Consider the following 24,453-nt stretch of genomic DNA (forward strand, 5'->3'; position numbering starts at 1 on the left):
TGATATCGCTGTTTAAATGCGATGTTACAAATACCATGATAAACAGCATATGGTATGTCTTGGATTATAGCACCATTTACAAGCAACTTTTCTATTTTTGATTTGGCTATTTATGTGATTCCCATACTGTGATGCTCATATAATGGCAACGGCAACTGCTCTTTTTTTAATGATGGCGTGTCAGCATCACTTTGTCGTGAGCCTAAGATTTCATACCAAATGTCTTTAACTGCTTGACGGATTTGTTGCCATTTATCTTTATCAACCACAAGCGATTTTTCAGACAATGCCAGTTGATGCGTGGCTGTTCGAATCAATAAATAGCTGTCCGTCAAGATTTTGCACTGTTCGCTGGTGAATATGTGGGTCTGCTCCAAGGTCTCAAAAATACGCACATTATCTGACCATCTCGCCAATTCAGGGTATTGATGAGAATAAGCAAGCACCGCATATTGAGCCAAAAATTCAATGTCCACAATGCCACCAGTATCCTGTTTAAGATGCACTTTGCTTTGGTCTTTAAGCGTTGTTTGACTGCCCAAATGGGTTTGCATCTTTGCTCGCATTTCAATAACAGCCTGCTTGACCGCTTGTGATTCTCTGGGCAAACACAACACTTGCCTGCGAATGCGTTCAAACACACCCATCACCTGCCCATCACCACAAATGCCACGGGCTCGCACCAAGGCTTGATGCTCCCATTCCCATGCTTTTTCTAACTGATATTGCTCAAAGGCGTTGGCAGAAACCACCATCAAACCAGCATTACCAGACGGTCTTAGTCGCATGTCAATCTCATAGGCTCTCCCATCACGAGTTTGGGTGCTAAGATAGTTCATCAATTTTTGGGCAAGTCTGGCAGCAAACTTCATGCCACTGATGGATTTTTCTCCTGTGGTCATTGCACGTTCATTGATTTGATGCAAAAACACCAGGTCTAAATCTGATGAATATGACATCTCAATACCACCCAATTTACCGTAGCCAATGATGGCAAAACCACATGCTGATTCTGTAACAGGTTCACCTTGCTGATTAATGGGGTAACCGTGTCGCTTCACCAAACTTGTAAAGGCAAAATATAAGGCTTTTTCCAGCACCACCTCAGCAATGAAGGTGAGCGAGTCTGACACTTTCATGATGGGGCGTTCGGCAATGACATCACTGCTTGCCACCGCCATTACCTGTATTTTTTTGAACAATCTTAAGACATTCAGCAGTCCTTCTTCATCATCAGGCTCAACCCCAAGCAAACGTTGCTGTAAGACATCACGCAACTTGGCTTTATCTGGCAAATGATGATGGCGTTGTTGTAAAAACGCATCAAGCAACACAGGATAACGTGCCAACTCACTGGCAATCCAAGGACTGGCGGACAGCATGGGAATTAGGTTAAATGTGGCATTGGGGTTTTCTGCCAACATCACCAAGTAAATCGACCGCCGACAAATGGCTTCAAGCAAATCTAACAATCTGGGCAAAGCGTCATTTGCCCCTTGTTGTCTTTGCTCGTGTTGCAATAAAGCAGACACCATGACAGGATAAGCACGATTTAACCGTTCTCGTGCTTCATCGGTTAATGATGCCACCATTTTACTTGCCCAAAAGTCTTTGAGCCGTCGTTCATTATCAGCAGTCAAGATGACATTTAGCTTACCCACATCTTGCTTGTCAGGATAAAATGCCTGCTCATGGGCAGATTGGCGGTAGGTTACCATTTTATCAAATTGGACAATCACTTGATGGCGATGCTCATCTAACTGTGCCAACAATGCTTGCCAATCATCAAACCGCAACGTCATTGCCAAATTGTGTTGCCATTGGTCATCTGTGGGTAGCCGTTGGGTCTGTTGATCGTGAATGGCTTGAATGCCATGCTCCAACCGCCGTAAAAACCGATAAGCAGACTGCAATGCTTGGTAATGCTCTTGACTTAACAAATCAAATTCCACCAACCGCTTCATCGCCTGCAAACACGGCTTGACCTGTAACTGTGGATAACGCCCCCCATAAATAAGCTGAAACGCTTGCACAATAAACTCAATGTCTCGAATACCCCCTGCGCCAAGCTTGATATTGCTTAAATCCTCACGCTGAGCCACTTGGCTTTGTATCATCGATTTCATTTCCCTTAATGCCGAAAACGCACTATAATCCACATAATAACGGAACACAAACGGCTTAATGATGCTGGTTAATCGCTTGGCAAATCCAGCATCAATGTCATTTATCACCCGTGCTTTTAACCAAGCGAACCGTTCCCAATCACGCCCATGTTTGCTAAAATATGTCGTCAACGCCGACTCATGAATTGCCAAATCACTGCCATCGCCCCATGGTCGAAGTCGCATGTCTACTCGAAACACAAACCCATCAGCCGTGTTGCTGTCCAATAGCTTAATGATGCCTTGCCCCAAGCGAGTCATAAACCGTTTATTATCAATCGGTTTGTAATTTTGTTTGTGTGTGCTTGATACATCAGCTGATGATTGAATTGACAACTTTGGCGGTTGAGTCTCTCCTTGACCTTGATGCACCAATATCAAATCAATGTCACTGGATAAATTCAGCTCATTTGCCCCAAGCTTGCCCATGGCAAAGATTGCCACATCATCTTTGACAGCTGTTCTTTGTTTGTTATTCGGTTTGTTATTTGGTTTGTTATTCGCCCCCAACACCATCGGTTCACCATAACGACGCACCAGCTGATTGTACACATAATCTTTGGCAAACTTGACACAACCATCAGCAAAAGCTGACAGCTCTTCAGTCAGCTTCTCAAGACCAATCAGATGTAAAGCATCTTGCCATATCCATCTCATCATCAGTAGGTTTCTTAACTGACGCAGACCTTTCATAACCCCTTGCTCATCGGCAAGCTGATACTCTGCATCTAAAGTGTAATCTTGGATAAGGTCTTCGATTTGCTGTTTGCTTAGCGTGCCAAACAGCGGATAACCACGCAAAAAGGCATCACAAACGCCAGACTGCTTGGCATATAACTGATGGGCAAACTCACTGGCTTGCTCTAAGGCTTTTTTTTGCTCAGAGGTGGGGGCTGAATTTTGGGGGGCTAAATTATTGGGGATTGCTTCATTGGACATATGATGTTACCTATTTTTTGGTAATGGCTTTTTGGCAACGACTGTTTGGCATTGGCTTGGCATTGGTACTGACCGATGGCATTAATCGATGGCACTGACACACAGAAATCAGCAACACACAGACAATTTGTTAAAGAAGATAAGTTTTGCTATACTTATCTGACCATAAGTTTAAACCAGATGGTTTTGTATGTCACACGCTGTTACTGATACATTTCTCCCCACATCGACCCCCATGCTTGTCTTGATGACTCGCCCACCGACACATTCATTGGCACATAAAGCACTACAATTTTGCCAAGCTTATGCCAAACAAATGTATGCTGATAACACATTATCCACGGAATTAAAAATATTCTTTTATGGCGATGCTGCCAGCATTGCCAACCGATTGCGTTGGCAACCTGATGACCAAATCAATCTAACCCAAGATTGGCAAAAATTTGCTCATCAGCATGGCATGACCTTGCCTGTGTGCGTCAGCACAGCGTTGGCACGTGGGGTATGTGATGCAGACAATGCCAAACGCCATCAACTGACAGGGGACAGTTTGGCAACAGGTTTTAAATTGGTGGGTTTAAGTGAGCTTGCCATACTGATGGACTCGCATAAAGTGGTGACTTTTTAATGAACATTCTTATGGACATTCACGCACCCAGTGAGCTTTTGTTATACGAAGCATTGGCTTTGGCCTTGACCTTGGCAAGTTTTGACCATCGGGTGCAGTTACTGCTTAACCCAACCACTTATGGGCAATTATTGGCAAAAAACACACGAGTGTCAGGTATGATTGAATCATTACCATTGTATGACCTGCCCACCGTGTGGCTTCAAGACAGCGTACAAACAGGTTGGCTTTTTGGCATGCTTGAGCCAACTTTGGCAGAGCGGTTTATGTTCGTTCCTGAAAATGTGGATTATACAAAATTTGAGCAAGTGTTATCACTATAGCCCATTCAAATTCAAAAAAACCATAATGATGATGACATAAAACCATGACATAAAAACCATGCCATATATGAAACCTTACCGATTAAGAGCCAGTTCATATGCACACCCAACTGATTTTATTGCACAGTAACTTGGATAAATTAAAGAAAAATACCGCCACACTGATGACATTTATCCATCAACCGACCAACACTCAACCGACCAACATTCACACACAAGTTTTATTGCTTAACCAAACCGCAGCTTATGCAGACTGGCTGTTTACTTACCTAGAAACGTTTATCAGCGACATGACAGCAGACACGGACATGCCAATGAATGGCAATCTGCCAGATGATACGCCCTTAACTTGCTTGTCTTTAACCAGCACCGAAACCAGCACCGAACAAAGCAAGATGAGGCAAATTAGCTGGTTTGCCTTAAAGTCCGACCTTGATGCCATGAACCCAACTGCTCAACAAGCCGTCAAAACAACATTGCAACGTCATGACATCAACTTAATTGACGAGTTGATGTGGGTGGATTTGGTGAATCAGGCAGATAAGGTCATCACCATTAGCCAATGACATGCCTCCCCCTAACACCCCCCACAAATCAAAAAATAATTCAAAAAAAAAACAATCAACAGCAACCAAACGGCTTAAAAATATGGCAAATAACGCATCTTTAAATCTACCCTTAGATGACTTACCCTTAGATGATGACGGTCATTTGCTCAATCATCATCAGTGGACACCACAAGTGGCTCAACAACTGGCAGATACCTTGGGCATCACCTTAACCGATGTTCATCATGTCATCTTAGCGACGGTTAGGCAGTTTTATGCCACTTATCATCACCCGCCAACCACTCGTGCATTGATTAAATATCTACAACAACAACTGCCCAAGCAGGGCATCAGTAACCAACTTTTACAACAGCTGTTTAACACAGGGCTGGTGGCAAGGCACGTCAATCGCATTGCAGGATTACCCAAACCGCCTAACTGCCTATAAACCACATGCCATAACCACACAGTCATCACCGACTGTCATCACAGCTCATCAGCCATTCGCTACTGGCTGTCTTTAATAGAATGGGTGGAATTGACAGCATTGACAACAGGATTATCCACTGCCGTTACTTTACCACTGTCCAAATGATACGCCAACAACTGCCCTCCCCACACACAGCCACCGTCCAACGCCCTAGCATGGGGTAAATCAATCTGTCCTTGCAACGCTGCCCAATGCCCAAATAAAATCTTACGCTTTCTTTGCACCTGCCAGTCAAACCAAGGACAAAAATCTTTGGGCATTTTTTGCTTTAAATCCCCTTTAAAATGAAACTCTAAACTGCCATCACGCTTACAAAGTCGCATGCGAGTGAAATAATTGCAGATGGCACGCACTCGTGTGTAGCCATGCAACTTATCTGACCAATCATCGGCTTGTTTACTGTATAGATGTAGCAGCACCCTGTCTAAATATTTTAAGCCACTTCTTAGTTGAGCTTCTAACTCTTTGGCATGGCCATCAGCGTCTTTGATGTGCCAATGGGGAGGAATGCCTGCATGTACCATGACCGTATTGGCATCAGGATACTGCAATACTGGCTGATGTCTAAGCCAGTTCATCAACTCATCAACATCTGGCGCGTCAAGTATCGGTTGGGTTTTGTCTTTGGCTTTGACTTTGACCACGCCACGCCATGCAGCAATTAAATTGATGTCATGATTGCCAAGCACAATGTCTGCCGTCCCTTGTTCGCACAGTTTTTTGACTTGTCGTAAGGTGGCAAGTGAATCTTCTCCACGAGCAACAATATCACCTGCCAGCCATAACTTATCTTGGCGTTTGTCAAAATTTAGTTTATCTAATAATAAATTAAAAGCTTGGTAACACCCTTGTAAATCACCAATGACGTATTGATGTCGGAAAGCCACTTTTGCTCCTTTTGCTTTATGTTGGTTAATACATATCAGTTAGGATTGCTTATTGACCACTGTCGTACAAAACATGACTCAATGCCACAAAGTCTGCCACCGTCAGCGTCTCTGGGCGTGCCATTTCATCGACTCCGATGTCATCAAAAGCAGTGGTTGGCAGGGTTGGTAATAGGGCATTTTTTTTGAAAATCGCTCGTAAAGTCTTACGGCGGTGATTAAAACATTCTCTGACCACCATGGCAAATCGTGCTTCATCGTTGGCGGTAACAGGTTTTTTAACATAAGGTGTTAAACGAAACACCGCACTGGTAACTTTAGGCGGTGGGTTGAACGCCCCATTTGGTACGGTGAGCAAATATTGTGGCTCACAGTGATATTGCATCATCACCGATAGTCTGCCATAGGCTTTTGTACCCACGTCAGCCGTGATTCGGTCAACCACTTCTTTTTGTAGCATAAAGTGCATGTCTTGGATAATGTCTGTAAAGTTAAGCAAATGAAACAAAATGGGCGTGGAGATGTTATAAGGCAAATTGCCAACAATGCGTAACTTATCGCTGGCACTGACAACAAATGTCTTGTTAGCTGGTTTGGTGGCTTGTTTGCTCTGAGTTAAGTTCTGATGCAGCAAGCGATAATCCACTGTCATGGCGTTATCTTGCACAATGGTAAAGTTACCATGGCTGTGCGCACCAATACGCAACCGCAAACTGCTTGCCAAGTCCTTATCCAATTCAATCACCGTCATGTTATCCACTTGTGAGAGCATCGGCTCAGTCAATGCCCCCATACCCGGACCTATCTCCACCAATAAATCATCTTTTTGTGGATAAATGGCATCAACAATCTGAGCGATGATGGATTGGTCATGTAAAAAATTCTGCCCAAAGCGTTTGCGTGGTTGGTGAGCATTGAATTGGTGGGCATTGATAAGGTGGGTAAGGGTATCATTCTTCATAAGATGGTATGTCCATGCTAAACTCATTCGTCAAGTTTTTAAAGCGAGTGTATTGCCCTTCAAACTCTAACCGCACTGTGCCGATAGGACCATTTCGCTGTTTGCCAATGATAATCTCAGCAACCCCCTTGGCATCGGTATGTTCATTGTACACTTCTTCTCGATAGATAAACATAATCAAGTCTGCATCTTGTTCAATCGCCCCAGATTCACGTAAATCTGACATGATGGGGCGTTTATTGGGGCGGTTTTCTAGGCTACGATTCAACTGTGATAAAGCAATCACAGGGCAATTCATCTCTCTGGCCAATGCTTTTAAGCTACGAGAAATTTCGGAGATTTCACCGACTCGATTGCCGTCCATGCTTGGCACTTTCATCAATTGCAAATAATCCACCACAACCAACCCAAGCCTGCCATCATAAGCCTTAGCGATACGGCGACAGCGTGAACGCACTTCTGATGGTGGTAGGGCTTGTGAGTCGTCAATATATAGCTTGGTGTTTTGGATATGTTCAACCGAATTTATCATTCTTGCCCATTCTTCTTCATTCATCTGCCCTGAACGCAAACGGGCTTGGTTGACCATACCCCATGATGATATCATACGCATGACAATGGATTCAGACGGCATTTCCATGGAGAACATCACCACAGGTAAATCATGCTTAAATAAGACGCTCTCTACCAGATTCATGGCAAAGGTGGTTTTCCCCATGGACGGACGTGCCGCCACAATCACCAAATCACCATTTTGTAACCCTTGTGTTTTGTTATTTAATTCCACAAAGGTGGTCTCAAGCCCAATCATGCCACCTGGGGTTTTTCTGAGTTCATCAATTTGATTGACCACGCTGGGAAGAATGTCGCTAACCGCCGTTGGGCCTTTTTGTCCTGCTCGCTTGCTGTATTGCTCATTGATGGCAAAAATACTTGACTCAGCCTTATCAAGTATCTCGCTGATGCTTTGTTCTTTGGGCTGATATGCCAAATTAAGCACCTCATTACAAGCGTCAATCAGTTGACGTAAGGTGGACAGTTCTTTGACTCTCTCAGCATAGCCAGTTAAGTTAAATAAAGTGGCAGGGCTTTGCGATAAAATATCACCCAAATACTGCTCACCGCCTGCCATGTCCAACTTTTTTTGTCGCTCTAACCATTCATAAACCATGACGCTGTCATACGGTTCATTGGCGTGGGCTAAAGCACTGATGGCATTAAATATGGACTGATGTCGCACAGCATAGAAATCTTGTGTTCGCACAATATCAGCAATGCGGTCATACGATTCACTGACACTCATCAACGATGCCAACAGTGCTTTTTCAATTTCCATGTTATGCGGTGGCAGTTGTTTGAGCAACCCTTCTTTGTTTAAGCCATGTGAACCGTTTAAGCCATGTGAACCATGTGCTTGATGCAAGTTTGTGTTGGTTGCTGATTCTTGTTTTGATGGCAAGCTTTGTTGGGGAATGTTGAGTTGTGATTCAGTCATGATTAACCTAAAGTGCGTTTTATTGATTGTGTTTTGTTGATTGTGTTGTGTGGTTGATTGTGCGATTGATTTTTAATTGGTATTTAATTGGTGTTTTGGTCATCAGATATGGCGAAAATGCCCATAACCTTATAAAATGACGTGTCAGTAAGGTCTAACCAAGCATTTAAATGATGTTAACGTCATTGATGTTAACTTAAATGATGAATGATGTTAGCCATGCTTTATGTGGCTTTTATAAGCTAAGTGTCGCAATATCAGTGTAGGAACGTCTATGACACACCGCCCCTTACTCATCACCACAGGTGAGCCAGCTGGCATCGGTATGGATATTATATTACAACTTGCCTCCGATGGCACACTCAATCGCCTGCGTCATCGCCATCATTTGCCCCCATTTTTGGTAACTGCCTGCCCGCAAGCCTTACAACAGCGTCAAACACAGCTTATCAACACATTAGACAGAAAACCAAATTGGCAAGTCATTAATTTAGCCACTGTTAAAGACTGGCAAACCCAAGATTTTTTGGTATTACCCATCGCCACCGCCGAGCCTGTTCAGCCAGGCATCATCAATATCCATAATTCTGCCATGGTGCTTGAACAGTTACGACTGGCACACACGCTTGCCAGTCAACAAAAGGTGGCTGGCATCGTAACCGCTCCTTTACAAAAATCTGCCTTAATTGATGCCAAGCTGACCTTACCTAATGGCACGCCATTTAGTGGACATACCGAGTATTTTATGCAGATGAATGGCATTGATGGTATTAACAATAAAGTGGTGATGATGCTTGCCAATCAAAAAATGAAAGTTGCCCTTGTCTCTACCCATTTGCCCTTACACGCTGTGCCAGCCGCCATCACTCCAAAGCAGGTACACATGACGGCACACATTGTATTAGATAGCCTGATACATAAGTTTGGTATTGCCAAGCCCAAAATATTGGTCTGTGGTCTTAATCCCCACGCAGGTGAAGGTGGACATCTGGGTAAAGAAGAAATCACCATCATCAATCCCGTACTCACCAAGCTACAACAACAAGGACACGACATCAGTTTGGCGATGCCTGCTGATACCTTGTTTACTCAGCGGTATTTGCAAGAGTGTGATGCCATCATTGCCATGTATCATGATCAAGGGTTACCTGTGTTAAAATCACATGGTTTTGGCGATTCCATCAACATCACCTTAGGACTGCCCTACATCAGAACATCTGTCGACCACGGTACGGCATTGGATTTGGCTGGCACAGGACAAGCATCAGCCAGCAGTTTGGCTCAAGCCTTGGTGAGTGCCATTGACATGACAACCAACATGACAACTGACATAAACTCACGTTATTCTTTTAACATCAACCCTAACACTCACGTTAATATGAACCCCACCGAAACCCACCCTATGATAATGACCAATAAACCTGCTTTAAACCCACTGTCTACCGCTTTGACTGCCTTTGGCGATCAGGTATTTGCCCGTCATGCCAGCATCCATATTGACACCGATGCCCTTTGTCATAATTTACAACAAATCAAGACCCTGAGCAAAACAGCCAAAGTGCTTGCCATGGTTAAGGCAGATGCTTATGGGCATGGTATTGATGTGTGTTTGCCCGCCCTAATAGATGCTGATGCCATCGGAGTGGCATGTTTGGCAGAAGCCATGGACTGTCGAAAAGCAGGTTGGAATAAGCCCATCTTATTGACAGAAGGGGCATTTAGCTATGATGAATGGCTGCTTTGTCAAAATCAGGGCATGATGTGCGTCATTCATCAGCACAGACAATTACAATGGGCATTGTCTTGGGCAGAAGTGCATTTACTGCCCAGAATGACAAATGCCAGTTGCAACGACAGCATCGCCAATATCGCCAATCACGCAACAGATGACCCACGCCCCATTGTTTGGGTTAAGTACAACACAGGCATGAACCGCTTGGGTTTTGATGCACGACAAACGCAAGTGGCGGTTGCCCAGTTATATGCCGCAGGATTTGATGTGGTACTGATGAGCCATTTTGCCAATGCAGACAGCTTTAAGCGGATTAATCTGAATGACCAACATAATTGGATAAGCAGTAAATCCCAAATTCAACGTTTTAATGATTTGCTTGATTTGCTTAGGCTAACCATTAGCCCAAACATTCAAGCGTCATTATGTAATTCTGCAGGCATCATTCGTTTTGCTGACCAGCACCATGATTGGGTACGCCCCGGTATTTTGTTATATGGCAGTTCTCCTTTTAATGACATCTGTGCTGAGTCGCTTAATGTGCGTACGGTCATGACGTTCATCAGTCGCATCATGGCGGTGCATCACTTGCAGGCAGGCGAATGTGTCGGCTATGGCAGTTGTTGGACCGCCCAACACCCCTGCCATGTGGCGGTGGTCAGTGTCGGCTATGGTGATGGTTATCCTAGGGTGGTGGATAAGACCGCTTATGTTTGTGTGATGTTGCCACCCAACATGAAACGCCCTCACCACCAAAACGCTAAAAATGACACCTTGAGCATCGCCTGCCCCATCATTGGTCGGATTGCCATGGACATGATGATGATAGATGTCAGTCATTTGGCGAGACATTTTACTGATGACAAACAGACTTTTGTTGACTTATCAGAGTTGATAGGGTGTGATGTCGTCTTATGGGGACAACCGCCCAACGCCCCTCACATTGATGCGATAGCAACGTCAGCAAACACCATCAGTTATGAATTGATGTGTCGCCTTGGGCTAAGACCAACACGCCTGACGGTCTGATTGGCTTTTATGATTATTTTATTTGATTTTTAAGGAAAATTATGTGGTATCGCATCAAAGCTTGGCTCACTGACCCAGATCGCAATCTTTGGATCATGCCCACAATTGGGGTGATATTCGCCTTGGTATTTTCTCTGGCCGCTGCCATAGGCAACCGCTATTTGGCAGAAGATGCTGTACCCAGCATCGCCGCTGAGACATTATCAAGTCTACTTGACATCATCGCATCAAGCATGTTGACAGTAACCACATTTTCCCTATCCATCATGGTAACCGCTCTTGGTTCAACCTCTGATAACGCCACCCCGAGAGCAAGGGTATTTGTGGTTGCTGATGACAGCACTCGCTTGACCATTGCAAGTTTTGTGTCAGCGTTTATTTATGCCATCATCGCACGAGTGGCATTGGGAATGCAGTATTATGGCACGCAAGGGGGATTTTGTGAACAATGGCATGCCAATGTTTGCTTTGTATCGAGAACAGGCGTTTGATGATGAACACATCAATGCCATCGACGGCATGTTAAGCATCATTTTGGTTGAATGTCAAAATGATAGACAAAGTTTGTTGGTAAGGGTGAGCCATCAGCATAGCCTATCTCCTTAAGTCGCATTCGAGCATAGCTATTGCCCTCTGCTGAGCGAATTAATGCCCCTTCTGCCACACTTTCAGGTTTTGCTGACAGTTTATGTGTTCTACCATCATAGGTATACCAACCAAAATCCAACACGGGGAAATTGCCTTTATGGGTAGGATTAAGAACAGAACTTAATGTGTCTTGTACCCATTTAACCTGATTATCTTTGACATCATATGCTTGGATATCCGTTAACTCTTTAAGTGCTTCTTTGCTGTTATCAGAGGCAAACTTGTTGGTGATGGGCTGATTTTTTTCATCATAATAGCCAGTTGGTGTTTTTGCCAAATAAGCCCCAACCTTACCCTGACCAGAATCGCCACCATTTAATTTCACATTCATGCGATTAAACGCAATGTGCCACTCTTGATTTTCGCTGGTTATTTGATTGGTTTTTAGATTAAAATATGCCCATTTATCTGTGGCACTGGCATCAATGGTTTTGGTGTTGACGTTGTTAGGGTTTGCCACGTCGATATAACGAATGGTGGGGTAACCTGATGTGCCTTTTTCATCATAGTAGCCGATGATTTGTAACGCATACACCGGGGCTTGGACACTGCTTGTTGTTGTGCGATTGCTTGAGTCTAAGGTGATTAAATACACACGATTATTGGGATAAAGCTGATGTTTTGCTTTTAGGTTGTAAACATACCAAGGCTTATCTGCAAAAAGACCAGCTGGCTTATCTTGTTGATAAAAGCGACTGATGTCTTGATTGGTTTTAGGATCATAGGACGCATATTGATAGGTTTTTAAGGTCTGCCAATCCCTAAGACCCAATGCCCCACCATGACCATTGCCACTTGTGCCACCATTTGTCCATAACTTATAAGCACGATTTTTATGCTCAAGCTTAACATCCCATACATCGCTGGAGCATGCCACTTCTGCCTTGCTGTCAAAATCATAACAGCTTTCCCCTGCCTTTTGGGTATTCACATGCCATTGGGCAGTTTGGCTAAAACCTTGAGATGGCTTAGCAGATGGTGGGTTATGTTGTGAGCTGACATGATTATTTGAGTCATTGCCACACCCTGCCAACAGTGAACTTACCAACAAAGTTTGAGTAAATACCATCAAAGTTGACGGTGATTTTAAAGCCAATAATCGCATCATTTTCTCCTTAGAGCCGAGTATGCTCTTAAAAACGTGAAAAGTTAAGTTAAAAACTGGTTAAAACAAGTTAAAAGTTAAAACTTGCTCCAGCCAACCATTGACGGTTATCAACAGGGCTGAAGTCATTGTCATTATCAGCATCTTTTTGTCTGTCAAAAAGATTGTTCACGCCCACATGTACGTTGACATTTGGGTTGAGTTGATAATTTATTTTGCTATTAACCACAAACCAGCCTGGTGAGTGGGTTTTTTTCTTGCTGTCCACAAGGTGTTTGGATTCATATTTTAATTGATTGATGAATTCTAGATTTTTGTTTAATTGAAAAAGCCATGTCAGCATTGCTGTGTGCTGTGGTCGCCCCACAAGTTGGGCTTTTGTTTGCTTATTTTTTGTCTTTGTGTGAGCGTAACTGATTCCCAACAGATTGTGCTGGTCAATCTGCCAATTGCCACTCACATCACCGCCAAAGGTGAGTGCATCACTGACATTTTCATAACGAAATGTTTTAATGTTACCATCTTGAGCAGAGTAATCAGTTCCAATTAAGTTTTTAATGTCATTGTAATAAAGATTAAATGCCACATCAGCATGGTCGTTGAGTTGTCGCTGGTAGCCAAGCTGATAACTGGTGGACGTCTCTGGTTGTAAATTAGGGTTGCCAAGCACTTTATAACCATAGGCACTGTGGTCAAATAAAAAATGGCGTTCTTTTAGGTTTGGCACACGATAGCCTTGCCCGATACTGGCTCGCCAAACATGCCTGCGTCCGTCATCATCAATATGGGTATGCCTTAACGCTGTCTTAGGCACAATGTGTTTGCCAAAATCACTGTCATATTGATAACGAATGCCTGTTAACAGTTCCCAATCATCACCCAGCAGCCAATCATCTTGTACATAAGCTTCTATGGCATCACGCTTGACCTTATCTGCCATCAATTCACTGTTGCCATTTTGCCTTTGAGACAATTTGTCTTGTTGCCATTGCGTGCCAACTTGTAATAAGTGGGTGCTGTTATTCATCGTTAATTTTGGTAGGTTGTATTGTAATTGAGCCAAATATGTACCAATGTTTGCTTGACGTTGTAACACTGGGGTGCTGATGATGTCATTGTCGGCATTTAAGGCAAACGTATTGGCATGACTGTGATAATCTTCAAACAACAATGACCCTTGTAAACTGCCAGCAAGCACATGATGAGCGAGATGATTTTTGTCATGCTGACCCTGTTTATTTGGGTCAATTTGTTCATTTGGGTCAAATTGATACAAAAATCCCAACACATGACGTGTTTTGTCGATGTTTTCTTCTCGTTGCTGTTGTACGTGCTTTTGACCAGCCTGTCTTTTAAATTTGCTGATATTGTCTTCGTCATATTTGGTCATCTCAAACCATGCTTGTTTTTTATCATTATGAACATCGGGACGATACACCAGCTTGGCTGTCATCTGTTTTTGTTTGCTGGCATCTTTGATGCGTTCCCAAGTTGTCATGTCGTCATCTAGCCCCTTATCGTCATGATACGATGCCAATATCCTTCCAAGCCATTGACCTTTGTCATCAAGCTTGGCATCAATGCTGGCTTCAAGATGCGTCACATTGTTATCTGTTGTTTTTTGTGATGGGTTTTGTTTGCCATTACTTGCCAGCTGTATGTCAAGATGTTTTTTAATGGGTTGGTCATTGTGTATTTTTTTGGTGATGACGTTAATAACGCCACCCATTGCAGAACTGCCATACTGAGCTGATGACGCCCCTTGAATGATTTCAATTTGAGCAACTTCAGCATTCAGATATTGATTTAGGTTAACGGTTGAACCTGTGCTTGCGGTTAATGGCAAACCATCAATCAATACCAAAACCTGATCTCCCCCCATGCCTTGCATGATGACTTCATAGCCTGCCTTACCATGAATTGGACGCAAATTCACATTGGGCAATAAGGCAATGGCATCTTTTAGGGTATGGGCATGGTGTTTGGCAAGTGTTTGAGCATCTAACACCTGAACAGTCACGGGGGAATCGGTCAGTGTTTTTTGGCTACGAGTGGCGGAGATGACGATTGGCTCAAGAATGGTAATGGGCGTATTGATGGACGTATTAGACACATCATTAAACCCATAATCAGCATACGCCAGTGGCACCCACACGCCCATCATCAGCGACAGACAAAAAAACCCCATTGATTTATGATTTTTTTGTACGTACTGTTTTTGTAAATCTTTAGCTTGCCAAGACAAACTGATGGCGGATAAGCAGGACGTTAATACTGATGCTGATGTTTTCATGATTGGCATAATTCACATGATTGGCATGGCTGATGGCTGTTATTTAACAATAACACTTGCAAATGATAAGTATTAATTTATAATAATGATAATAATTATCGTTTGCAAGTGTTATTTTTAGCCGTACCCTACCAAAACAACGCCAAAAAATAATACCAAAAATCACACAAACACCATGCAAACAAAATCTGACCATAACCTAACCATAATAGGCAACAGCGATGTTGTTAAACAGGCGGTACTGTTAAATAAATACCACAGACACATCAGCTTGGTATTGATGTTTTGGAATTTTCATTGAAAACTTAAAAGGAACAATAGCCATGTGTAACAATCAAGATTGTATTGACATTCGCCATAAAGATGCTCGACTTTGGCAACGTTATCAACGAGAAAAAGCCAAAACACCCATGCTATTTCCTACCGAAGGGGCAAAATTATTGGGAGTCAGTGAACTTGCGTTGTTATTGGCTTCACCACATTCGCAATATCTTGGGACACAATGCCAAGATATATTAACCAAACTTGAGCAGTTTCATGAGCTACTGAGCATTGTGCGTAATGAGCATGCTGTTCATGAAAAAATAGGGCGGTATCAAAATTTAAAAATCAGCACAAATATGGCACTGATGGTGAATGTGGGTGGTTTGGATTTGCGTTATTTTATCAATCAGTGGCAACACATGTTGGCAATTTCAATTCATGGCAATGACAACAGCAACCACAATAAACCCTCCTACAGCTTGCAATTTTTTGATGAGCAAGGCAACGCCATTAACAAAATATTCTTACAATCAACCAGTGATGACCAAGTACAAAAATGGCAGGCACTCATCGATGGGTATGCCAAACAAGCCAATACCTATGTTGACATTGTGAACAACGATACCGATGAGATAAACGATGACACACCACAAGAAATCTGTCTTAAAAAATCACAACAACATGATGGTGATTGGCAATTACAAGCCTTAGATAAAAAGACCATTGCTGATTTTCAACAACAATGGCTAAACATGAACAACATTCACCAATTTCATTTCATCATTCAAAAGTTGGGGATTGATAGAGCCAGTAGTTACCACCATGCCCCCGAAAAACATGCCGTGGCTCTGCAAGTTGATGCCATTGAACCGTTATTTCAACTCGTTAAAGAACATGACTGCCCACTGATGACCTTTGTTGGCAATACAGGCGTGGTACAAATCCAAACAGGTAACATTCACCACATTAAACGCACGGGTGATTGGATAAATATTTTAGATAAAGACAGCACACAGTTTACTTTACACTTACACGATGTGGCAATTACTCAACTGTGGGTGGTCAAACGCCCAACATCAGATGGCATCATCACTTGTGTGGAAGCTTTTGACAAATCAGGCAAAACCATTGTCAGCTTTTTTGGACAACGCTTAGAGGGAGAACCTGAGCTGGCAAGTTGGCGACAGGTAACAGACAAACTCATACAAGATTTTGCCAAACCGATTGCCCAAACTGCCCAATCAGCACACCCTGCTTGATGACAATGACCAAATAACCATGACCTGATGGGATTAACCTGATGAGAACAACCTGATGGGAATAACCATGACACCATTTATCAAAAAACTCACCCTATTGCTAACAAGCTTAACCATCAGCTTATCAGCTTTTGCCTATCAACGTGTGGTTACCATAACCCCAGATGTTGCTGACATCATGGTTGCCTTAGGTGATGCCAATAAAGTCGTTGGTAAAGACACCACCAACAAAACGCCCGCCTTAAAACACGCCGCCGTTGTGGGCATGCACCGCAACATCACCCCTGAAGCGATTGTGGCCACCCAACCTGACCTGGTATTGGGCAGTTATATGGCACAACCTTCCAGTATTTTTCAACGTCTTAATCAACTCAACATTGAAGCCATCAATGTTGCCCCCAACGAAAAAGTGGCGACTTATGCCAGCAGCATTGTCAAGATTGGCAAATTGATGGGTAAGCCTATGGCTGCTCAAAGAATGGCAGATGAATGGCTGTCTGGCATGAACACAAGACCTGCCACCAAAAAACGCTATTTGCTCAGTTATGATGGACGCATTGTGGCAGGCAAAGGCACTGTTGCTGACGAATTGATTCGTCGTGCTGGGGGCATTAACGCTGCGAATGTTAAAGGATTTGTGCCGATGTCTCGTGAAGGTTGGCTTGCTGCCAAAGCCGATGTCATCATCATTGCTGACCATCATAAAGCCACTTTGGGTTCACTTGAACAATACAAACAACGCCCTGAAATCGCCATCAATCCTGCTGCCAAAAATAACAACATTCAATTTTGGCCTGCCAATGATTTTTTGCGTTATGGCTTAGATTCTCCTGCTGTGATTGACAAGCTCAATAAACTGGCAAAATAAGCCATTAAACCATCAGCGGTTAAACAGCCAATCATCAAATAATAAAATCATTAAATAATAAATAGCCAAACAGCAGGCAGGCACAAAGGCAGGACATGTATCAACCGCAGTCGTTAAAACCCACCAAGCAAACAGCACTCATATCACCTTTATCTTGCCATATTTTGGCAATCTTATTGAGTGTCATCATCATTTTTTTTTGTTTGGGGATTGGCTTTGGTTCATGGTCAAACCCACTACAACTTGATGATGTCGTTTGGCAAATTCGTTATCCACGAGTATTAACGTCGCTATTGGTTGGTTTGGCATTATCCGTTGGTGGTGCTGCACTACAGGCTTTATTTGAAAATCCATTGGCAGATGCCAGTTTGATTGGCACATCAGGCGGGGCAGCGTTAGGCGTGGTGTTAAGCCTAAGCTTAAGTTTGGGTGGTTTTGCTGTGTCCATGTCTGCATTTATTGGTAGTTTATTGGTATGCCTATTGATTTTAGTGTGCCATCGCTGGCTCAAAGGTGGAAAAATTGGGCTTTTGATTTTAGGGTTTATCATCAGTGCCTTTTGTGGGGCATTGGTCAGTTTGATATTGTTTTTATCCGATGACATGGTGTTACGCAGTGCCACCAATTGGTTGGCAGGAAGTCTGGCAGAAGCAGGTTTTGTGCCGTTACGTTATGCCATCAGCTGTATGCTGATTGGTCTTTTGATGTTACTGGGTCTTGGTAGAAAGCTGGACATATTAATGCTCGGTGAAACCACCGCCATCTCCATGGGAATGACCGTTGTTACAACTCAAATGTGGGTAATCATCGCTTGTGCCTTATTGACAGGGGCTGCTGTGTCATTATCAGGGATAATCGGATTTATTGGCATGATAGTCCCCAATCTGCTGGTTGGGGCTTTAGGGGGTGGTCGGCAAAAAATTATGTTTTACTCAGGGTGGTTGGGAGCAATCTTTTTATTGGTTGTTGACAGTATTGCACGTCAAATCGCTTATCCAGTCGATGTGCCTGTCGGTATCATCTTAGCACTGTTAGGCGCACCATTTTTCATATGGCTGTTTGTTCAAAGAAGGTGGGCATAAACATGCCATTCATCAACACATCTGCCAATAAGACATCTGGCGACATCATTATCAACCATCTGTCAGTACAAAACCGCAAAAGAAGCCTACTTAACATGACTTATGTCCGCCTGCCTTATCAGCAGATTACGGTGATTATTGGTGCAAATGGGGCAGGAAAAAGCACATTTATTCATGCACTTTTGGGTCAAAAAGCTGATTGTCAAATCAATTCAGACATTCACATCAACAAACAACCCCTGCATGATTTGGTCAAACAGGCAAAAATTGCATGGGTTGGACAACATGAACAATTTGAATTGCCATTAAACGTCTTAGAATACGCCACATTGGGCGTAACACCACATCTTGCATGGTATCAAATGCCTGATGGCAACATGCTTGCCCAAGCTGAGAAAACACTTGCCGATTTTGGTTTGATTCACTTAAAAAATAACCGTTTACAAACGCTGTCAGGCGGTGAAAAGCAACGTTTGGCCATGGTTCGGGCATTGATGCAAAATACTGATATTTTATTATTAGATGAGCCAACCAATCATTTGGACATTAAATATCAGCGTTTTTTATTGACCCATCTACAAAGATTACAAAAAGATGAACAAAAAACCATCATCATGGTGCTGCATGATTTAAGTCATGCTTATCAGTGTGCAGATTGGGTCATTGCCTTACATCAAGGCAATTTATTGGCACAAGGCACACCAAACGTTGTCATGACTGAGCAAAATTTAACCACGATGTATGAAACGCCCATTCATTCTGTCATGACAAACGCAGGCAAACTGTTTTATTGATATTATTTGATTGATATTATTTGATTGTTTCTGTGAATGACAGAATGTCAATGCCAGTTGAGGTGGCTTTTAACACCACATCGGCATGATTAACCGCAAAAATACCATGACACACCACCCCCACAAGATTATTTAAAACATGTTCCATGTGTGGTGGCTCACTCACATCTAAGTCATAAGTGTCTAAAATGACGTTACCATAATCGGTAACAAACCCTTCACGATAAATTGGCTCACCCCCCATTTTAACCAATTCTCTGGCAACGTATGAGCGTGCTTGTGGCAACACTTCAATGGGAATGGGGAAATCAACCCCCAACTGCTTAACGCTTTTACTGGCATCAACCATACAGACAAACCGCTTTGATGCCGCAGCAACGATTTTTTCTCGTGTTAATGCCCCACCACCACCTTTGACCAATTGCAAGGCATCATTCACTTCATCTGCCCCATCAACATACAAATCCAGTTCACCAACAAAATTTAAATCCAGCACATCAATGCCCAATGCTTTTAGCTTATTTTCGGTTATCTGAGAGCTTGCCACTGCACCTTTTAGCTTCATCTGTGGCAATAGCTCAATCAGACAGTTCACGGTACTGCCTGTTCCCACTCCCAAAATCATGCCTTCTTCAATATAATCTAAGGCGGCTTTGGCGGCGGCTTGTTTTTGGGTTAAAGCTGGATCGGTATTGGTGTTGACATCGGTCATGGTGATTTTTCTTATTTGATAAGTATTGATAAGCCATAATCCGTCATTTAACCACATTATCAATCACAGATGCAATAACAAATACCGTGCCAAACAGATGCAGTACCAATAACAGACGCAGTAGAAGATACAAAAAAGCCCTTTAAAAAAAAAGGGCTTTGAGTTGATACGCTGATGGATTGATGTGATTTATCTGTCCATCAGCAATTCATCAATTAACATCAGTTCATAAACCAACCATGGCTGGCAACAATGGATTGTCCTGTGAATACTTTGCTTGGAAATGCTGCCAAAAATAGTGCCAACTGAGCAATGTCATCAACGGTGGTGAATTCTTTATCCACAGTGTGTTTGAGCATGATGTCATTAATCACTTCTTCTTCGCTGATGCCTTTTTCGGCGGCTTGTTCTGGGATTTGTTTTTCTACCAATGGTGTTTTGACAAACCCAGGACAGATGACATGTGAACGCACATTATGCTCTGCCCCTTCTTTGGCAAGTACTCGATTTAGCCCAAGTAAGCCATGCTTGGCAGTGACATAAGGGGCTTTGTATAATGACGCTTCATGCGAATGCACTGACCCCATATATATCACTGTACCGCCCTTGTTGTCTTTATACATGTGTGGCAAACAAGCTTTGGTGGTCAAAAATGCCCCATCTAAATGAATGGCAAGCATTTTTTTCCAATCATCAAACGCCATTTTTTCAATGCGATTAATCACTTGAATGCCTGCATTGGATACCAAAATATCCACTGTGCCATGAGTATCCACCAATTTTTGTACGCCTTTATTGACCGCTTCTTCGTTGGTAACATCCATCTCAATGGCGATGGCTTGCCCGCCCTGAGTTTGGATTTCATCAACCACGCTTTGAGCGTTATCAATATTGATGTCAGCGATGGCAACGATTGCCCCTGCTTTGGCAAAGGTTTGAGCAATGTCTTTACCGATGCCGCTGGCTGAGCCTGTAACCAGTGCCACTTTACCTGTTAAATCATGCTTGATTTGAGTCATTGTCGTTATCCTTAGTTTTTGTGATGCAGTTTTTTGATACAGTTGATTGTTTAATAACTTGGTAGTTAAACTGTGGTTAAACTTAGTTATCACCATCTGGTTATCATTACCTGCTAATCACGTTGCTATTAATACACTGCTATTGTAATACACTGCTATTGATAAATTGCTATTGATAAACCGTAACAGGCGTTTTTTGTTGCACCTCTTCAAAACTGACACCATCAGCAAGCTCAATAAGTTTTAGCCCTTTATCGGTAACATCATACACACCAAGCTCAGTGATGATGCGGTCAACCACACCAATGCCTGTCAGCGGCAGTTCACACTTAGGTAATATCTTTGGCTCACCGTGTTTGTTGGTCTGCTCCATCAACACAATCACTCTTTGTACGCCAGCGACCAAATCCATCGCACCACCCATGCCCTTGACCAGCTTGTCTGGTATCATCCAATTGGCAAGGTCCCCTTTTTCAGACACTTCCATCGCCCCTAAGATTGCCAAATTGACATGACCGCCCCGTATCATGGCAAAAGAGGTTGAGCTGTCAAAAAAACTTGCTCCTGTCTGTGCGGTAACGGTTTGTTTACCTGCATTGATTAAATCAGCATCTACCGTGTCTTGTGTTGGAAATTCGCCGATACCCAGCAGTCCATTTTCTGATTGTAACCAAACATTCATGCCATCAGGGATATGGTTAGCAACCAGTGTGGGTAGGCCAATGCCTAAGTTAACATAAAAACCATCTTGCAATTCTTTGGCGGCACGCTGTGCCATTTGTTCTCTGTTCCAAGCCATGTTATTGTCCTTTTATGAGTGTGTGAAAAAGATGTGATTAAAGGATATGTGGTTAAGGTTATCTGTGTTTGTATTATCCATGGTTTTGTTATCCATGGTTTGTGTAGTCCATGCTGTCTGTCATCACACATCAACATCAATCTTTTGTGGTGATTTTCTCAATGCGTTTTTCAACAGCGGTATTGACCACAATTCTTTGTATGAATATCCCTGGCAGATGCACGTGGTCAGGGTCAATCTCGCCAATCTCTACCAATTCTTCAACTTCAGCAATGGTGATTTTACCTGCCATCGCACAATCAGGGTTAAAATTACGTGCGGTTTTATTAAATACCAGATTACCCGCTTTATCCGCTTTTTGGGCTTTAATCAATGCCACATCAGCGGTCAAGCTGTGTTCCATGATGTATTGTTTGCCGTTAAATTCTCGAGTCTCTTTACCATCAGCAACCTGAGTGCCGACCCCTGTGGCGGTATAAAAAGCAGGTATGCCCGCCCCACCAGCACGCAATTTCTCTGCCAATGTGCCTTGTGGGGTCAACTCAACTTCCAGCTCACCTGATAAAAACTGGCGTTCAAATTCTTTATTTTCACCGACATAAGACGCTATCATCTTTTTGATTTGGTGAGTTTGTAATAACAACCCCAACCCAAAATCATCTACGCCTGCGTTGTTGCTGATGCAGGTTAGGTTTTTGACACCACTATCACGCAAAGCGGTGATTAAAGCTTCTGGAATACCACAAAGCCCAAAACCACCAATGGCAAGCGTTTGCCCATCAGCAACCACATCTGCCAACGCATCTTTGGCATTGTCATAGACTTTATATTGTTTCATAATTTGCTCCTTTTTATAACGATAAATGATAATAATGATAAAAGATAACAATAAAACCTGTTTAAACGATAAAAATCGGTCTGGCCAAGGGTCAAACTGCCAACCAAAACACCCCACTGATGATTATCCCTGACACCAACAAAATAATCAAACAATAACCCATAATTGCTCTGGCATCTAGCCCAGCAATGCCCAATAATGGCAACGCCCAAAATGGCTGAATCATATTCGTCCACGCATCGCCCCAAGCGATTGCCATTGCCGTTACCACAGGGTCAATACCCAGCTCAATGCTGGCAGGCAACATCACAGGACCTTGTACCGCAAACTGACCACCACCTGATGGCACAAACACATTAACCAACCCAGCACTTAAAAACGCCAAAACAGGCAAACTCTCTGCCGATGCAAAATCAACAAAAAACTGCGTTACCTGTGTGCTAATAGACACACCATCAGCATCTACCGCTGTCATAATCCCCATGATGCCACCATAAAATGGGAACAGCAACACAATCCCTGTGATGCCACCAATACCAGAACCCACGGCTCGATAATACCGCTCTAGCGTGCCATGTGACAACAAACCAATGAATAAAAACAGACCAATGACGATATCCAACCCCAAGCTAAAGCCACTTTGACCAAATTCACTGACATAATACATGCCTGCAAACACCAACAGCACCCCTGCAATCCATCGACTGTCATCTAATTTTTGAGCGGGGGTGTCTTTTGCTGGTAAGGCATCATCGCTGTCTTTTAACAATGTGGCATCAATGACGGTGGGGGTTTTTGGGTGCATCAATCGATTTAACATCGGCAAAACCAGCAATAATAACCCAACAATGAATAAATTATACCCTGCAAAAAGCGTCTGTGAAATTGGCACCGCATCAGACATCGCCCCAGCTGACAACTTGGCTAAGGTCTCACCGCCTGTGCTTAAGGTCAATGGAATTGAACCTGCCAAACCACCATGCCACACCAAAAACCCTGAATAAGCGGCCGCCACCAATAACGGATAATCCACGCCCTTAATTTGCTTGGCAAGTGCTTTGGCAAACACCGCCCCAATCACCAAACCAAAACCCCAGTTTAACCATGAGCCAACCAACCCAACCAAGGTTGCCATCATGATTGCCATGTTTGGTGAACGGATCTGACTGGCGATGCCATTCAACAGTTTTTGAATAAATGGGGCATTGGCAAAGGCATAACCTGTTACCAAAATTAACGCCATCTGCATGGCAAACCCATGTAAAGACCACAAACCTTTACCCCAAGATCCTGCCACATCAATGATTCCTTGCCCTGTCACCAATATGGCAGCAACAAAGGCAATGAGTGTTAACATGATGGAAAAAACAAACGGTGATGGTAAATAGCGATTCACCAACGCCACACTGGCGTTGGTTAACATGGCAAAAAATCCCAAACGCTCAGATGTTTTTTGGTTGGGCGAATTAGAATTGATGGAAGAATTTTGGGCATCCATGCTCATGGGAAATCCTTTTAACAAACATCATTTTAATGAGTATCAGAGTTAACATAAGAATGTAAACGCATCAGGGT

General features: G+C 43.1%; 21 protein-coding genes. 10 read left to right on the forward strand and 11 right to left on the reverse strand.

From position 1 onward, the window contains the following. Positions 1-110 precede the first annotated feature (110 nt). A complete protein-coding gene (gene glnE / locus B0682_RS02835; RefSeq protein WP_078306578.1) occupies positions 111-3,104 on the reverse strand; it encodes a bifunctional [glutamate--ammonia ligase]-adenylyl-L-tyrosine phosphorylase/[glutamate--ammonia-ligase] adenylyltransferase in 2,994 nt (997 codons plus the stop codon). 235 nt (positions 3,105-3,339) lie between these two features. Here glnE and tusD point away from each other — a divergent pair, with 235 nt between their 5' ends. The 4 genes from tusD (at position 3,340) to B0682_RS02855 (ending at position 5,051) form a co-directional block, all read left to right on the forward strand. After that, positions 3,340-3,732 (forward strand): sulfurtransferase complex subunit TusD, encoded by a 393-nt coding sequence (gene tusD / locus B0682_RS02840; protein WP_078306987.1) that lies wholly within the window; start codon positions 3,340-3,342, stop codon positions 3,730-3,732. A gap of 11 nt (positions 3,733-3,743) precedes the next feature. Further along, complete coding sequence (locus B0682_RS02845; RefSeq protein WP_143823250.1) at positions 3,744-4,055, forward strand: hypothetical protein; 312 nt, start codon at positions 3,744-3,746, stop codon at positions 4,053-4,055. A 98-nt stretch (positions 4,056-4,153) separates the two neighbouring features. Continuing rightward, positions 4,154-4,621, forward strand: coding sequence for a hypothetical protein (locus B0682_RS02850; RefSeq protein ID WP_078306580.1), 468 nt, complete (start codon positions 4,154-4,156; stop codon positions 4,619-4,621). 82 nt (positions 4,622-4,703) lie between these two features. Then, positions 4,704-5,051 carry a TusE/DsrC/DsvC family sulfur relay protein gene (locus B0682_RS02855; RefSeq protein WP_078306989.1) on the forward strand — a complete coding sequence of 116 codons (348 nt, stop codon included), beginning with the start codon at positions 4,704-4,706 and terminating at the stop codon, positions 5,049-5,051. A gap of 59 nt (positions 5,052-5,110) precedes the next feature. Here the strand turns inward: B0682_RS02855 and B0682_RS02860 are convergent, their stop codons facing one another. Genes B0682_RS02860 through dnaB form a run of 3 tightly spaced genes read right to left on the reverse strand, consistent with a single transcriptional unit; the run spans position 5,111 to position 8,436 of the window. Beyond that, the gene (locus B0682_RS02860; protein ID WP_078306581.1) at positions 5,111-5,980 is read right to left on the reverse strand and encodes a symmetrical bis(5'-nucleosyl)-tetraphosphatase; all 870 of its coding nucleotides are present in this window, start codon (positions 5,978-5,980) and stop codon (positions 5,111-5,113) included. Positions 5,981-6,029: 49 nt separating this feature from the next. After that, positions 6,030-6,941, reverse strand: coding sequence for a 16S rRNA (adenine(1518)-N(6)/adenine(1519)-N(6))-dimethyltransferase RsmA (gene rsmA / locus B0682_RS02865; RefSeq protein WP_078306582.1), 912 nt, complete (start codon positions 6,939-6,941; stop codon positions 6,030-6,032). Continuing rightward, positions 6,931-8,436 carry a replicative DNA helicase gene (gene dnaB / locus B0682_RS02870; protein ID WP_078306583.1) on the reverse strand — a complete coding sequence of 502 codons (1,506 nt, stop codon included), beginning with the start codon at positions 8,434-8,436 and terminating at the stop codon, positions 6,931-6,933. The genes rsmA and dnaB overlap by 11 nt, the downstream gene beginning before the upstream one ends. 274 nt (positions 8,437-8,710) lie before the next feature. Here dnaB and pdxA point away from each other — a divergent pair, with 274 nt between their 5' ends. After that, on the forward strand, positions 8,711-11,197 hold the full coding sequence (pdxA, locus tag B0682_RS09750; RefSeq protein ID WP_338044633.1) for a 4-hydroxythreonine-4-phosphate dehydrogenase PdxA: 2,487 nt from the start codon (positions 8,711-8,713) through the stop codon (positions 11,195-11,197). 41 nt (positions 11,198-11,238) lie between these two features. Continuing rightward, positions 11,239-11,688 (forward strand): DUF2254 family protein, encoded by a 450-nt coding sequence (locus tag B0682_RS02885; RefSeq protein WP_078306584.1) that lies wholly within the window; start codon positions 11,239-11,241, stop codon positions 11,686-11,688. A gap of 38 nt (positions 11,689-11,726) precedes the next feature. Here B0682_RS02885 and B0682_RS02890 read toward each other — a convergent pair whose 3' ends face one another. Continuing rightward, positions 11,727-12,953 (reverse strand): HmuY family protein, encoded by a 1,227-nt coding sequence (locus B0682_RS02890; protein ID WP_240494830.1) that lies wholly within the window; start codon positions 12,951-12,953, stop codon positions 11,727-11,729. A gap of 67 nt (positions 12,954-13,020) precedes the next feature. Continuing rightward, positions 13,021-15,243 carry a TonB-dependent receptor plug domain-containing protein gene (locus B0682_RS02895; protein WP_158077846.1) on the reverse strand — a complete coding sequence of 741 codons (2,223 nt, stop codon included), beginning with the start codon at positions 15,241-15,243 and terminating at the stop codon, positions 13,021-13,023. Positions 15,244-15,566: 323 nt separating this feature from the next. Between B0682_RS02895 and B0682_RS02900 the strand changes: the two genes are divergently transcribed. From B0682_RS02900 to B0682_RS02915, 4 genes are all read left to right on the forward strand, one after another. After that, positions 15,567-16,766: a ChuX/HutX family heme-like substrate-binding protein gene (locus tag B0682_RS02900; RefSeq protein ID WP_078306586.1), complete on the forward strand. Its 1,200-nt coding sequence runs from the start codon at positions 15,567-15,569 to the stop codon at positions 16,764-16,766. A 67-nt stretch (positions 16,767-16,833) separates the two neighbouring features. Next, complete coding sequence (locus B0682_RS02905; protein WP_078306587.1) at positions 16,834-17,634, forward strand: heme/hemin ABC transporter substrate-binding protein; 801 nt, start codon at positions 16,834-16,836, stop codon at positions 17,632-17,634. A 95-nt stretch (positions 17,635-17,729) separates the two neighbouring features. Next, complete coding sequence (locus tag B0682_RS02910) at positions 17,730-18,716, forward strand: FecCD family ABC transporter permease (RefSeq protein ID WP_078306588.1); 987 nt, start codon at positions 17,730-17,732, stop codon at positions 18,714-18,716. Between the two features lie 2 nt (positions 18,717-18,718). Further along, the gene (locus B0682_RS02915; RefSeq protein WP_078306589.1) at positions 18,719-19,510 is read left to right on the forward strand and encodes an ABC transporter ATP-binding protein; all 792 of its coding nucleotides are present in this window, start codon (positions 18,719-18,721) and stop codon (positions 19,508-19,510) included. Positions 19,511-19,526: 16 nt separating this feature from the next. Here the strand turns inward: B0682_RS02915 and rpiA are convergent, their stop codons facing one another. The 5 genes from rpiA to B0682_RS02940 form a co-directional block, all read right to left on the reverse strand. Next, positions 19,527-20,222, reverse strand: coding sequence for a ribose-5-phosphate isomerase RpiA (rpiA, locus tag B0682_RS02920; protein ID WP_078306590.1), 696 nt, complete (start codon positions 20,220-20,222; stop codon positions 19,527-19,529). Between the two features lie 221 nt (positions 20,223-20,443). Beyond that, positions 20,444-21,241, reverse strand: a complete 798-nt coding sequence (locus B0682_RS02925) for a 3-hydroxybutyrate dehydrogenase (protein ID WP_078306995.1) — start codon at positions 21,239-21,241, stop codon at positions 20,444-20,446. Between the two features lie 169 nt (positions 21,242-21,410). Continuing rightward, positions 21,411-22,040 carry a CoA transferase subunit B gene (locus B0682_RS02930; protein WP_078306591.1) on the reverse strand — a complete coding sequence of 210 codons (630 nt, stop codon included), beginning with the start codon at positions 22,038-22,040 and terminating at the stop codon, positions 21,411-21,413. 136 nt (positions 22,041-22,176) lie between these two features. Beyond that, on the reverse strand, positions 22,177-22,878 hold the full coding sequence (locus tag B0682_RS02935; protein ID WP_078306997.1) for a CoA transferase subunit A: 702 nt from the start codon (positions 22,876-22,878) through the stop codon (positions 22,177-22,179). Between the two features lie 91 nt (positions 22,879-22,969). Continuing rightward, positions 22,970-24,382 (reverse strand): short-chain fatty acid transporter, encoded by a 1,413-nt coding sequence (locus B0682_RS02940; protein WP_240494831.1) that lies wholly within the window; start codon positions 24,380-24,382, stop codon positions 22,970-22,972. Positions 24,383-24,453: the final 71 nt, after the last annotated feature.

The sequence above is a fragment of the Lwoffella lincolnii genome (genome assembly GCF_002014765.1).
In the GTDB taxonomy this organism is placed as follows: Bacteria; Pseudomonadota; Gammaproteobacteria; order Pseudomonadales; family Moraxellaceae; genus Psychrobacter; species Psychrobacter lincolnii.